Origin of the sequence: Anoxybacillus tepidamans PS2 (genome assembly GCF_000620165.1) — a bacterium.
In the GTDB taxonomy this organism is placed as follows: Bacteria; Bacillota; Bacilli; order Bacillales; family Anoxybacillaceae; genus Anoxybacteroides; species Anoxybacteroides tepidamans_A.
This window is the reverse complement of sequence record NZ_JHVN01000001.1, coordinates 375,867-388,357: the sequence shown is the minus strand read 5'-3', so window position 1 is coordinate 388,357 and position 12,491 is coordinate 375,867. Positions and strand designations below refer to the sequence as shown.

General features: G+C 43.5%; 16 protein-coding genes. All 16 read left to right on the top strand.

Annotated elements, in window-relative coordinates; all coding sequences use genetic code 11:
* The first annotated feature begins 85 nt into the window (after positions 1–85).
* The 16 genes from spoIIR (at position 86) to atpA (ending at position 12,462) form a co-directional block, all read left to right on the top strand.
* On the top strand, positions 86–796 hold the full coding sequence (gene spoIIR / locus N667_RS0102140; protein WP_027408035.1) for a stage II sporulation protein R: 711 nt from the start codon (positions 86–88) through the stop codon (positions 794–796).
* Positions 797–1,009: 213 nt separating this feature from the next.
* Positions 1,010–2,056 (top strand): L-threonylcarbamoyladenylate synthase, encoded by a 1,047-nt coding sequence (locus N667_RS0102135; protein WP_027408034.1) that lies wholly within the window; start codon positions 1,010–1,012, stop codon positions 2,054–2,056.
* A 63-nt stretch (positions 2,057–2,119) separates the two neighbouring features.
* The gene (locus N667_RS0102130; protein WP_027408033.1) at positions 2,120–2,674 is read left to right on the top strand and encodes a manganese efflux pump MntP family protein; all 555 of its coding nucleotides are present in this window, start codon (positions 2,120–2,122) and stop codon (positions 2,672–2,674) included.
* A 96-nt stretch (positions 2,675–2,770) separates the two neighbouring features.
* Complete coding sequence (locus tag N667_RS0102125; RefSeq protein ID WP_027408032.1) at positions 2,771–3,205, top strand: low molecular weight protein arginine phosphatase; 435 nt, start codon at positions 2,771–2,773, stop codon at positions 3,203–3,205.
* A 24-nt stretch (positions 3,206–3,229) separates the two neighbouring features.
* Positions 3,230–4,522 (top strand): methyl-accepting chemotaxis protein, encoded by a 1,293-nt coding sequence (locus tag N667_RS0102120; RefSeq protein WP_027408031.1) that lies wholly within the window; start codon positions 3,230–3,232, stop codon positions 4,520–4,522.
* A gap of 105 nt (positions 4,523–4,627) precedes the next feature.
* Positions 4,628–5,074 (top strand): ribose 5-phosphate isomerase B, encoded by a 447-nt coding sequence (rpiB, locus tag N667_RS0102115; protein WP_027408030.1) that lies wholly within the window; start codon positions 4,628–4,630, stop codon positions 5,072–5,074.
* Positions 5,075–5,092: 18 nt separating this feature from the next.
* Positions 5,093–5,662: a TIGR01440 family protein gene (locus N667_RS0102110; protein WP_027408029.1), complete on the top strand. Its 570-nt coding sequence runs from the start codon at positions 5,093–5,095 to the stop codon at positions 5,660–5,662.
* Positions 5,663–5,755: 93 nt separating this feature from the next.
* Positions 5,756–6,991, top strand: coding sequence for a serine hydroxymethyltransferase (gene glyA, locus N667_RS0102105; RefSeq protein WP_027408028.1), 1,236 nt, complete (start codon positions 5,756–5,758; stop codon positions 6,989–6,991).
* 261 nt (positions 6,992–7,252) lie between these two features.
* Positions 7,253–7,882 carry a uracil phosphoribosyltransferase gene (gene upp, locus N667_RS0102100; RefSeq protein ID WP_027408027.1) on the top strand — a complete coding sequence of 210 codons (630 nt, stop codon included), beginning with the start codon at positions 7,253–7,255 and terminating at the stop codon, positions 7,880–7,882.
* Positions 7,883–8,152: 270 nt separating this feature from the next.
* On the top strand, positions 8,153–8,374 hold the full coding sequence (locus N667_RS0102095) for an AtpZ/AtpI family protein (protein ID WP_027408026.1): 222 nt from the start codon (positions 8,153–8,155) through the stop codon (positions 8,372–8,374).
* Between the two features lie 4 nt (positions 8,375–8,378).
* Positions 8,379–8,744, top strand: coding sequence for an ATP synthase subunit I (locus N667_RS0102090; RefSeq protein WP_035097773.1), 366 nt, complete (start codon positions 8,379–8,381; stop codon positions 8,742–8,744).
* Between the two features lie 18 nt (positions 8,745–8,762).
* Positions 8,763–9,476, top strand: a complete 714-nt coding sequence (gene atpB, locus N667_RS0102085) for a F0F1 ATP synthase subunit A (RefSeq protein ID WP_027408024.1) — start codon at positions 8,763–8,765, stop codon at positions 9,474–9,476.
* Positions 9,477–9,530: 54 nt separating this feature from the next.
* On the top strand, positions 9,531–9,743 hold the full coding sequence (atpE, locus tag N667_RS0102080) for a F0F1 ATP synthase subunit C (protein WP_027408023.1): 213 nt from the start codon (positions 9,531–9,533) through the stop codon (positions 9,741–9,743).
* 130 nt (positions 9,744–9,873) lie between these two features.
* Positions 9,874–10,395, top strand: coding sequence for a F0F1 ATP synthase subunit B (gene atpF / locus N667_RS0102075; RefSeq protein ID WP_035097770.1), 522 nt, complete (start codon positions 9,874–9,876; stop codon positions 10,393–10,395).
* Positions 10,392–10,928, top strand: a complete 537-nt coding sequence (locus N667_RS0102070) for a F0F1 ATP synthase subunit delta (RefSeq protein WP_027408021.1) — start codon at positions 10,392–10,394, stop codon at positions 10,926–10,928. The genes atpF and N667_RS0102070 overlap by 4 nt, the downstream gene beginning before the upstream one ends.
* Before the next feature lie 25 nt (positions 10,929–10,953).
* Entirely contained in the window at positions 10,954–12,462 is a 1,509-nt protein-coding gene (gene atpA / locus N667_RS0102065; RefSeq protein WP_027408020.1) for a F0F1 ATP synthase subunit alpha, read from the top strand.
* Positions 12,463–12,491 lie beyond the last annotated feature (29 nt).

Here is a 12,491-nt window from a genome sequence, read left to right as displayed (position 1 = left end):
AATTTATTTTTGCATTTTTTTAGATTCATAGTTTAAAAATAGTTTGTGCTGTCCAAAATGATGAATGAAAGGACGGTGCAAACAAATGAGAAAAATTGCAATTATTTTATATATATTTCTATTGATGATTGGTGTGCTTGTCAACGTATATGGCCAGCAAACGGAAGCCGGAGCGAACGCGCAAGTGATGATTCCGAATGAGGCGATTCGGCTTCGCATTTTAGCTAACAGCGATTCCGATAAAGATCAAGCGTTAAAGCGAAAGGTTCGCGATGCAGTCAATGCTCAGATTAATAAGTGGGTGGCGGATTTAAGCTCTTTCGATCAAGCGAAGCAAGTCATTAAATCGCATTTGCCTGATATCGAACAAACGGTGGCAAAGGTATTGCAAGAGGAGCATAGCGATCAAGCTTACCATGTTCAATTTGGAAATGTTCATTTTCCAACAAAAATTTACGGAAATTACATTTATCCAGCAGGTGAGTATGAAGCAGTTTTAATTACCCTTGGCGAGGGAAAAGGGGCGAACTGGTGGTGTGTGCTGTTTCCGCCTCTATGTTTTCTAGATTTTTCAAATAGTGACGCAGTACAGGCAACGAAGAAAGAGACAAAGGAAAAAAGAGAAAATGAAACAGCGGCGCCAAAATCGGAGAAAGAAAAAAACCCGCCAGCGCTTAGTACGTCCGGACCATCTAGTGATATGATGTCTTCTTCCGATTTTGTCGTAAACGAAAAGGAAGAAAAAGTGGAAGTCAAATCTTTCTTTGCTGAGTTGTTGGAGAAGATTTTGCCTTAGCATGATTGTGGATAAGTAAGGTATATGTGCAAAAAAACATAATAATATCCACAAAGTTATAAACAAAAAACAATAAGTTATTCACAAATTGTGGATAAAATTTAGCGGCAGTGCCGTTCTTTTTTCTTATTTATGATGATTGTATCTGCAGAAATATTGATAGAAGAGTAGATTTCTTTACGCGTAATGATATTAATCATGGTGGTGAGTAGAGTGGAAACGAAAGTTTGGATTGTGGACAATGCTGTGGACAAAAAAGGCAGTTACTCACAAATTTCACAAGCTGCCACGCTGCTTCGAGAGAATGAAGTGGTTGCTTTTCCTACTGAAACGGTTTATGGATTAGGGGCGAACGCCACATCAACAATAGCGGTAAAAAAAATTTTCCAAGCGAAAGGTCGTCCGAGCGACAATCCGCTGATTGTCCATATTGCAGATCGCAAACAGCTTGAAGAAATTGCTGTTGATATCCCGCCGGTTGCTAATACTTTAATTGAGCATTTTTGGCCGGGACCTTTGACATTGATTTTAAAAAAGAGAGAAAACGTTATTTGTGACGAGGTGACAGCAGGACTTTCGACCATCGCAGTCCGTATGCCCGACCATCCAGTAGCTCTGGCTCTTATTCAAGAAAGCGGTCTCCCTCTTGCGGCTCCGAGCGCCAATTTATCAGGAAGGCCAAGTCCAACAAGTGCGATGCATGTGTTGACCGATTTAAACGGAAAAATTGCCGGTGTAGTGGATGCCGGGGTGACAGGGATCGGAGTGGAATCGACCGTTTTGGATTGCACAGCTGAAATTCCGACGATTTTGCGTCCGGGAGGCGTCACAAAAGAGGAACTAGAAAAAATAATTGGACATGTGAACATGGATGCCGCCTTATTCGCCGGAGACAAGGTTCCAAAATCACCGGGAATGAAGTATACGCATTATGCACCGAAATCGCCGTTAATTATCGTGGACGGCAGTCCGTCTTTTTTGCAGCAGCTTGTCGATCAACAGCGCGCCCTTGGAAAGAAAGTAGGGGTATTAACGACCGAAGAACACGAGCATTTTTACAAAGCTGATGTCGTGCTTGCGTGCGGAAAAAGGGCGGATTTGTATACAGTGGCGAGCTGTTTATACGGAGCGCTTCGAGCGTTCGATGAAACGGATGTAGAGGTCATCTATAGCGAACGATTTCCTCAAGAGGGAATTGGCACAGCGATTATGAACCGGCTGAATAAAGCAGCGGGTTATCAGTTGATTCGTGAAAAATAACCATTCTAAACCCTCTAGGACTTGCATATGTTACCAATGAGGCAAGTCCGGGGAGGGAACAAAATGCATGCAGTAGTGGGGGAACTTATAACATTATGCATGGTGGCATTTGCATTAGGCATGGACGCGTTTTCTGTAGGATTAGGGATGGGTTTTTTTCGTTTGCGTTTAAAGCAAATGTTTTATATAGGATTCACCATTGGAATTTTCCATATTGTGATGCCTTTATTAGGTATTTTTGTTGGACGGTTTTTATCCGAGCGATTTGGCAGCATCGCATCATACATCGGTGGTGCACTCCTGCTTTTATTAGGTCTGCAAATGATCATCGCTTCTTTTAAACAGGATAGCGGTCCCCTTATTTCACCAGTTGGGCTTGGTTTAATTTTTTTTGCCCTTAGCGTCAGCCTAGATAGTTTTTCTGTTGGGTTGAGCCTCGGAATTTACGGCGCGCGCACATTATTGACAATTTTTCTATTTGGCTTTTTTAGCATGCTTCTTACTTGGGCCGGGTTATTGTTAGGGCATCGTTTTCAACATTGGCTCGGTGTTTATAGCGAGGTACTAGGAGGCGCTATTCTCTTAGTGTTTGGATTAAAGTTAATGTTTCCTCTTTAGGAAGGCAGCTATTTGCTGCCTTTTTTTGTGATATACTTTAAAAAACGGACTCTATTATAATAATGTTATAAAGTTCTTAGCGATAAGGGGGTTATTATGTCGATTCGGATTCTATTTGTCTGTACAGGAAACACATGCCGCAGTCCAATGGCAGAAGCGTTGCTGAAAAGTAGGCAGCTTTCGCATGTAGAAGTCAAATCTGCAGGTGTATTTGCCAATGAAGGAAGCGATGCTTCTGAACATGCAAAAACAGTCCTTGTAGAGAAGGGGATTAAAATCGTCCACCGTTCCTCTTTCTTAAAAAAGGGAGATGTTGATTGGGCTACTTATATTTTAACCATGACGACCGGTCATAAGCAGCATGTTATTGAGCGGTTTCCGGAAGCAAAGGGCAAAACGTTTACGTTTAAAGAATTTGTTTCTGGACAAGAGGGGGATGTAGTCGATCCGTTTGGCGGTTCCGTCGAAATGTATCGCCAAACGAGGGAGGAGCTGGAACAGCTAATCGAACAACTCGTTCAAAAGCTATAGTGGGATATAAGGGGGATATAGATAATGGATGATAAAAAGAAGTATCGGTTTAGCTTGCGGCTAAAGTTGGTTGTGTTTACGACGATTTTAGCGATCATTACTTATTCTACAAGCGCGGTATTCATTTATGTATTATACGATTTTCTTTTCAGTGCATTTAATAAAAGCGTATTCACTATCGTGGTATTGCTGCTTGGAATTTTCTGGTCCGGGGTTCTTGCTTATGTAGCTTCTGGTTTTATTACGCGACCGCTGCATCAGCTTAAGCAGGCAGCGATCAAAGCAGCAAACGGAAAAATTGATCAAGATGTGCCGGTAGCGAAATCTGATGACGAGATTCGCGCATTAGGGCTTGCTTTTAATGAAATGTTAAGAAATTTGCGAATGATGGTACAAAATATTGAAGAGAATTTTGCTCATACGAACGAAAAAGTAGTTGAAATTACGAATGCTTCCAGTGTTGCTGTCGAGCGCTCGGAAAGTATTACCCGAACGATTGAGGAAATCTCTAAAGGGGCAACCGATTCTGCTGTTTCAATGCAGACGACAGCTGAATCTGTAGAAGATGTATTAAAAATTGCGAACGAGGTTCAGAAAAAAGCGGAACAATCAGAGCAGCTTGCGATCGAGATGGTAGATACTCTTCATACGAGCAAGGAAGTCATCCATTCGCTTGTTAACGGCATTCAACTTTTAGCGCGCAATAATCAAGCTTCTTTAAGTGCTGTGCATCGTCTTGAGCAACATGCAAAAGAAGTAGAAAATATTATTTCGCTTGTTGGCGATATCGCCGGCCAAACGAATTTATTAGCGCTTAACGCTTCAATCGAGGCTGCCCGCGCTGGCGAGCATGGGAAAGGCTTCGCTGTTGTCGCTGAGGAAGTGAGGAAATTAGCTGACGAAAGCGCCCGGGCTGTGCAAGGGATCTCTGAATTGATTAAAAATATCCAAAAGGAAGTCGTCCATGTCGTGGCCCAAATTAATGAGCAAGTAAAGGCCGCAAATGAAGAGGCGGAAAAAGGAAATGATACGAATCAAGCGATTACAGAGATGACGAACTCTATTCATGAAGTTGCTAATGCCGTTCACCAAATTGCCGAACTAGTGAAAGCACAAATGAAACATATTGAAAAAACATCGATTCAGTCACAGGAAGTGGCTGCGATCGCTGAGGAAACGTCGGCAGGGGCTCTTGAAGTGACGGCTGCGACACAAGAACAGGCAACGGTAATCCACCATGTCAATAAACTAGTAGGGGAGCTTGCTGAACAAGCGCAAAATTTAAAAAATACGATTGAGCGTTTTTGTGTAAGATAAAGGAACATAATAAGTTAATGAAAAAGTCGCCTTTTGTCGCTAAAATGAAAAACAAGGGCGGCTTTTTTATCACCGCCGGCAAAACAAAGTAAGGAGGAAAACACGGTGAAAGTAGCGATTGCATCTGATCATGGCGGAATGAACATTCGTCAAGAAATTAAAAAACTTATGGAGGAAATGGGGATTGAGTATATCGATTTAGGCTGTGAGTGCGAAGGGTCGGTCGACTACCCAGATTATGCAGTTCCGGTTGCTGAAAAGGTAGCCAGCGGGGAAGTCGATCGCGGCATTTTAATTTGCGGTACAGGAATTGGTATGTCGATCGCTGCCAATAAAGTGAAGGGAGTGCGTTGTGCGCTTGTTCATGACCTCTACAGCGCTAGAATGACGCGCGAACATAATGACAGTAACGTATTAGCAATGGGGGAGCGCGTCATTGGCCCTGGTTTGGCGCGAGAGATTGCCAAAGTTTGGCTCACGACAGAATTTGCAGGCGGCCGCCATGCTAATCGAGTCAATAAAATTGAGAAATATGAACAAGAACGTCTATAAAAAGGGGGAGAATGAAAAATGCTTTCGCAATGGAAGCAGCAGTGGCAAACGATTTTAGCAGAATTTCAACAGCAAGTCCCCCTTGCTTCTGAGCATCTTCTTGTCATTGGCTGCAGCACGAGCGAAGTGACCGGAAAAAAGATCGGTACCGCGGGCACCACGGAAGTTGCGGAAATGATTTTCGCGGAACTAAAAGCATGGCAAAATCAAACCGGTGTTCAGCTTGCGTTTCAATGCTGCGAGCATTTAAACCGAGCTCTCGTTGTTGAAAGGAAAACAGCCATTGCTAAAAATTTAGAAATTGTTTCAGTCATTCCGGTGCGCTCGGCAGGAGGAGCGATGGCAGAATATGCATATGAGCATATGGACGATCCAGTCGTGGTTGAATTTATTAAAGCGGACGCGGGTATCGATATTGGTGATACGCTCATTGGCATGCATTTGAAGCATGTTGCTGTGCCTGTGCGTACATCGATTCGAGAAATCGGGCATGCCCATGTGACATTAGCGAAAACGAGACCGAAGTTAATTGGCGGGGCTCGGGCCGTGTATTCAAAGGAAAAACCGAATGCTTCTTGCACATCTTAATGATTTTGTTCATTTTTTCTTTGAATCATGTACTAAAAAGTTGTTAAAATAAAGAGGAATATTTTCATATCTCGAAAGAAGGGGGAGCACGTGATGAACTACTTGCCACAACAAGATCCGCAAGTGTTTCAAGCAATTCAAGACGAATTAAAAAGACAGCAAACGAAAATCGAGCTGATTGCGTCAGAAAATTTTGTCAGCCGTGCTGTAATGGAGGCGCAAGGATCCGTATTAACAAACAAATACGCAGAAGGATATCCTGGCCGTCGTTATTATGGGGGCTGCGAATACGTTGATGTTGTTGAGGATTTGGCTCGCGAACGGGCAAAACAGCTATTTGGTGCGGAACATGTGAATGTTCAGCCGCATTCCGGCGCTCAAGCGAACATGGCTGTTTATTTTACGGTTTTACAACATGGTGATACAGTTCTTGGGATGAACTTGTCGCACGGTGGTCACTTGACGCACGGAAGCCCGGTCAACTTCAGCGGCATTCAATACAACTTCGTAGAGTACGGTGTAGATCCGGAAACACATCTCATTAACTATGATGATGTATTAGAAAAAGCGCGCTTACATAAGCCAAAGCTCATTGTTGCTGGAGCGAGCGCTTACCCGCGTGTCATTGATTTTGCACGATTCCGTGAAATCGCCGATGAAGTAGGTGCCTATTTGATGGTCGATATGGCGCATATTGCAGGTCTTGTTGCGGCAGGTCTTCATCCAAATCCGGTGCCTTATGCGCATTTTGTAACGACAACAACACATAAAACGTTGCGCGGTCCGCGCGGCGGCATGATTCTTTGCAAGGAAGAATTTGCAAAACAAATTGATAAATCAATTTTCCCAGGTATTCAAGGCGGACCTTTAATGCATGTGATCGCAGCAAAAGCTGTTGCATTAGGCGAAGCGCTGGATGACAGCTTCAAAACATACGCGCAAAACATTATCAACAACGCAAAGCGTCTGGCTGAAGCGTTAATTAAGGAAGGATTTACGCTCGTATCGGGCGGTACGGACAATCATTTGTTGCTTGTTGATGTGCGCTCGCTAAACTTAACGGGTAAAGTAGCGGAAAAAGTGCTTGATGATATCGGAGTTACAGTGAATAAAAACACGATTCCTTACGACCCAGAAAGCCCGTTTGTTACAAGCGGCATCCGCATCGGTACAGCAGCGGTTACTAGCCGCGGTTTCGGTCTTGAAGAAATGGATGAAATTGCAAGCATCATTGCTCTTGCGCTTAAAAATGCTGATAACGAAGAAAAACTCGAAGAAGCGCGCCGTCGCGTTGCTGCTTTAACTGAAAAATTCCCGCTATATGCATAAGCACAAACGTCCCGTATCGCATGAGAGATACGGGGCTGTTTTTTGGTTGTAAAATGAATTGGTTCGCATTGATGTCACCTTGCAACACTACAGAGTTGGTAAATGAACAGGTTTGCTAAGTCACGCACCTTCTGATGAAAAGATAAACGTTACGAATCCAGTGAAATTCGTTTCACTCACATCCGGTGCCGTTATTGAACGTAGGTCACTTTTTCGGTAAAATGTAAAGAAATGCAACCTGAGTAAAAAGGAGAAGACATAATGAGCAAAGTATATGTATTTGACCATCCACTTATTCAGCATAAACTTACATACATTCGCGACAAACAAACGGGGACAAAAGAATTTCGTGAACTAGTCGAAGAAGTTGCAACGCTAATGGCGTTTGAAATTACGCGCGATCTTCCGCTTGAGGAAGTAGAAATTGAAACGCCAGTCAGCAAAGCAAAGTCAAAAGTGATTGCGGGGAAAAAGCTAGGAATCATTCCGATTTTGCGTGCAGGAATCGGAATGGTAGATGGCATTTTGAAATTGATCCCAGCGGCAAAAGTCGGTCATATCGGTCTGTATCGCGACCCGGAAACGTTAAAACCGGTTGAGTATTATGTCAAGTTGCCAACGGATGTAGAGGAACGTGATTTCATTGTGGTCGACCCGATGTTAGCGACGGGCGGCTCTGCGGTTGAAGCGATCAATTCATTGAAAAAACGCGGGGCAAAAAATATTAAATTCATGTGTCTTATCGCTGCGCCTGAAGGAGTAGAAGCGGTAAGAAAAGCACATCCAGATGTCGACATCTATATTGCTGCACTTGATGAAAAACTGAACGATCATGGTTATATTGTTCCGGGACTCGGCGATGCGGGGGATCGCCTATTTGGAACTAAATAATATGCTATTCAAACGCTGAGCATCCTTTATGGATGTTTGGCGTTTTTATGTAGTGGGAAAAAATAAATAATGAAAAAAATAAATATTATATTATACAATAATTATATAAAAAATAAATGAATAAATGTCACAAAATATTAATAATTTGTTTGAATTTATTGGCTAAACACGTTGACATTGACTTGTCCCTATTGTATGCTTACAGGGGATATGATGATAAGGTTTTCATGAGGCTTATGTGAAAAAACTTTTATGCAGGGATGTATGTGTATGCGCCCTAAACAGCGTCATCCTCTCCAAGCGATCGGCTTAATGTCCGCAATCGTATCTCAATTAGTTGGATCCATTTTAATAGGGATTTTTGGTGGGAAATGGATTGACGAAAAATTCGGCACCGACCCGATTTTTCTCATCATAGGCCTATTTGTTGGACTGGCCGCAGGCGTATACGCCATGCTTCGCTCAATCCGTCAATATTTCCCAGAGGAGTAATGACATGCAGCAAATGTTTCAAAGACAACAAAAATACGTATTTTACCTGTTGTCTCTCTACACATTAGGCTGGGGATTCACTAGCTACAAAACCTTCTTTTTGAGCCTGATTCTTGGCACAGTGATTAGCCTCTTCCTTTCGTGGAACCTGGCTCGGAAAGTCGAAAAATTCGGACGAGCGGTCGCTCAAGGAAAAAAAGTCCGTTCCATCGGAACATTTTCGCGCTTGGCAGCAGCTGTCCTTGCAGCCGCTATCGCCGTCGAATACCCACAATACTTCTCCATTATTCCTGTTGTGATAGGATTAATGACATCCTATACTGTCATTATAATAGATTTTCTTTTGTGCAAAAATAAACAACATCCATGAAAGAGAGGTGAAGAACGGTTGGAACATAAAGCGCCGATTTATGAATTGTTTGGATTAACGTTCAACTTGTCCAACGTCTTAATGACAACGGTGACAAGTTTGATTGTGTTAATCATCGCCATTGCGGCAACGAGATCCCTTCAGCTTCGCCCTCGGGGAATGCAAAACTTCTTAGAGTGGGTGTTTGATTTTGTGAAGGGAATCATCAACAGCACGATGGATTGGCAAACAGGTGGCCGCTTTTTGACATTAGGTGTTACGCTCATCATGTATATTTTTGTGGCTAACATGTTAGGACTTCCGTTTTCCATCCGCATGGGGGACACCCTATGGTGGAAATCTCCGACAGCCGATCCAACAATTACGTTGACTCTCGCAGTCATGATTGTTGGTTTGACGCATTATTATGGCATCAAACTTAAAGGTGTTAAAGAGTATAGCCGTGATTACTTTAGACCAATGGCCTTTTTATTCCCATTGAAAATTATTGAAGAATTTTCCAACACGTTAACGTTGGGCTTGCGTCTTTACGGTAACATTTTTGCCGGCGAGATTTTGCTAGGGCTATTGGCGGGTCTTGCTACAAACGGCGGAGTATTCGGCGCGCTTGGCGCTGCGATTCCGACGATCGTATGGCAAGGATTCAGTATTTTCGTTGGCTGTATCCAAGCGTTTATTTTTACAATGTTAACAATGGTTTATATGGCACATAAAGTGAGCCAAGACCATTAAAAATAAACTTTTCTATCAAAAAATACATGTATAAATAGAAGGAGGATATTTACAATGAATTTAATTGCAGCTGCCATTGCGGTAGGTTTAGCAGCACTTGGTGCTGGTATTGGTAACGGTTTAATCGTTGGTCGTACAGTAGAAGGAATTGCTCGTCAACCAGAATTACGTCCTACACTTCAAACAACAATGTTTATCGGGGTAGCGTTAGTCGAAGCGTTACCGATCATCGGCGTCGTTATTTCATTCATCGTTATGAACCGATAATCAATATTTCATTTGTGATGGCGAAGTTCGTGCAGACGATCACCTTCGCCATTCCTTTATGTGTATGTAAACCCTGCCTTTTTATTCAAAGTTTAGCGGCTGAAGGGAGTGAAAAGCGGTGTTAATAAGTATGAACACGTTTTTATTAGGTGCTGCCGAGCATCATACAGGCATCAATACAGGCGATATTATTTTCCAATTACTAATGTTTATTATCTTATTAGCATTGCTCCGTAAATATGCGTTCGGTCCATTAATGGGCATTATGAAACAACGCGAAGAGCATATTGCTAACGAAATAGAACAAGCAGAGAAGCATCACCAAGAAGCGAAAAAGCTTGCTGAAGAGCAGCGAGCTCTTATAAAACAATCGCGTCAAGAAGCGCAAGCGCTCATTGAAAATGCGCGCAAGCTTGGCGAAGAGCAAAAAGAACAAATTATTGCTGCGGCTCGTTCTGAAGCTGAACGCTTGAAAGAAGCAGCGAAGAAGGAAATCGAACGCGAAAAAGAGCAAGCGGTTGCTGCGTTGCGTGAACAAGTGGCTTCCTTATCTGTATTGATTGCATCAAAAGTGATTGAAAAAGAATTGAGCGAGCAAGATCAAGCGAAGCTGATCAATGAGTACATTCAAGAGGTAGGAGAAGGGCGATGAACAAAGAAGTCGTAGCAAAGCGTTATGCGTTAGCTCTTTTTCAAATCGCGAAAGAACAGCAGCTCCTTGATCAGTTCGAAGAAGAAATCCGCGTGGTCCAGCAAGTATTTGCGGAACAATCTGAGTTTCTATCGGTATTGACTCATCCAAAGTTATCACTAGAAAAGAAAAAGTCGTTAATTAAAGAAACGTTTGCAGCATTGTCAACGACTTTGCAAAATACGCTGATGCTATTGCTTGACCGCCATCGCATCGATATCGTCGCACAGCTTGCAGAAGAGTTTATCGCTCTTGTGAACGAAGCGCGCGGCGTTGCAGAGGCGACAGTTTATTCTGTCCGGGCGTTGACAGAAGACGAAAAACAGGCGCTCTCTCAAGTGTTTGCAGCAAAAGTGGGCAAGGCATCGCTTCGTATTCATAACGTTATTGATCCAAGCTTAATTGGCGGTGTGAAGCTTCGCATCGGCAACCGCATTTATGACGGCAGCGTCAGCGGAAAATTAGAACGACTACAACGCCAGCTTATTGGCTAAAGATTCGTAGATAGGGGTGAAATGCATGAGCATCAGAGCTGAAGAAATTAGCGCGCTGATAAAAAAGCAAATCGAAAACTATCAGTCCGAAATTAAAGTGAGCGATGTAGGTACGGTAATCCAAGTCGGTGACGGTATCGCGCGCGCACATGGCCTTGACAATGTCATGTCAGGGGAGCTCGTTGAGTTTGCAAACGGTGTCATGGGAATGGCGCTGAACCTTGAAGAAAATAACGTTGGTATCGTTATTTTAGGACCATATACAGGCATTAAAGAAGGGGACGAAGTTAGACGTACAGGCCGCATCATGGAGGTTCCGGTCGGCGAAGCATTGATCGGTCGTGTCGTCAACCCATTAGGTCAGCCAGTTGATGGATTAGGCCCGGTTGAAACGACAGAGACTCGTCCGATTGAAAGCCCAGCTCCTGGGGTTATGGATCGTAAATCGGTACATGAGCCACTGCAAACAGGTATTAAAGCGATTGACGCGCTTGTGCCAATCGGCCGCGGTCAGCGTGAGCTCATCATCGGAGACCGTCAAACAGGTAAAACGGCGGTTGCGATCGATACAATCTTGAATCAAAAAGATCAAGACATGATTTGTATCTATGTTGCAATCGGTCAAAAAGAATCGACTGTTCGTAACGTCGTTGAAACATTGCGTAAACATGGCGCATTAGATTACACAATCGTGGTGACAGCATCTGCTTCTCAACCAGCTCCATTGCTATTCCTAGCTCCATATGCCGGGGTATCAATGGGTGAGTACTTCATGTACAAAGGCAAGCACGTGCTTGTTGTATATGATGACTTATCGAAGCAAGCGGCTGCTTACCGTGAGCTTTCGCTATTATTACGCCGTCCGCCAGGCCGCGAAGCATATCCAGGGGACGTATTCTACTTGCACTCTCGCCTTTTAGAGCGCGCAGCGAAATTAAGCGACGCCAAAGGCGCGGGTTCATTGACAGCATTGCCGTTCGTTGAAACACAAGCAGGGGACATCTCCGCTTACATCCCAACGAACGTAATTTCAATCACAGACGGACAAATTTTCTTGCAGTCTGACTTATTCTTCTCTGGCGTGCGTCCAGCGATCAACGCGGGTCTTTCCGTATCGCGCGTAGGTGGTGCTGCGCAAATTAAAGCGATGAAGAAAGTATCAGGTACGCTTCGTCTTGACTTAGCAGCGTATCGTGAACTTGAGGCATTCGCGCAGTTCGGTTCAGACCTTGATAAAGCGACACAAGCAAAACTTGCTCGCGGTGCGCGTACAGTTGAGGTATTGAAACAAGGATTGCACGAGCCGATTCCAGTAGAAAAGCAAGTAGCGATTATTTACGCGTTAACACGCGGATTCTTAGATGACATTCCAGTTGAAGATATCCGCCGCTTTGAGAAAGAATTGTTCGCATGGCTTGATCAAAATGGTCAACATATTCTTGACCATATCCGTACGACGAAAGATCTTCCGAGCGAAGAAGATTTCAACAAAGCGATCGAAGACTTCAAGAAAACATTTGTTGTTTCCGAGTAATAAACAAGCGGAACAGAAGGAACGTTGCG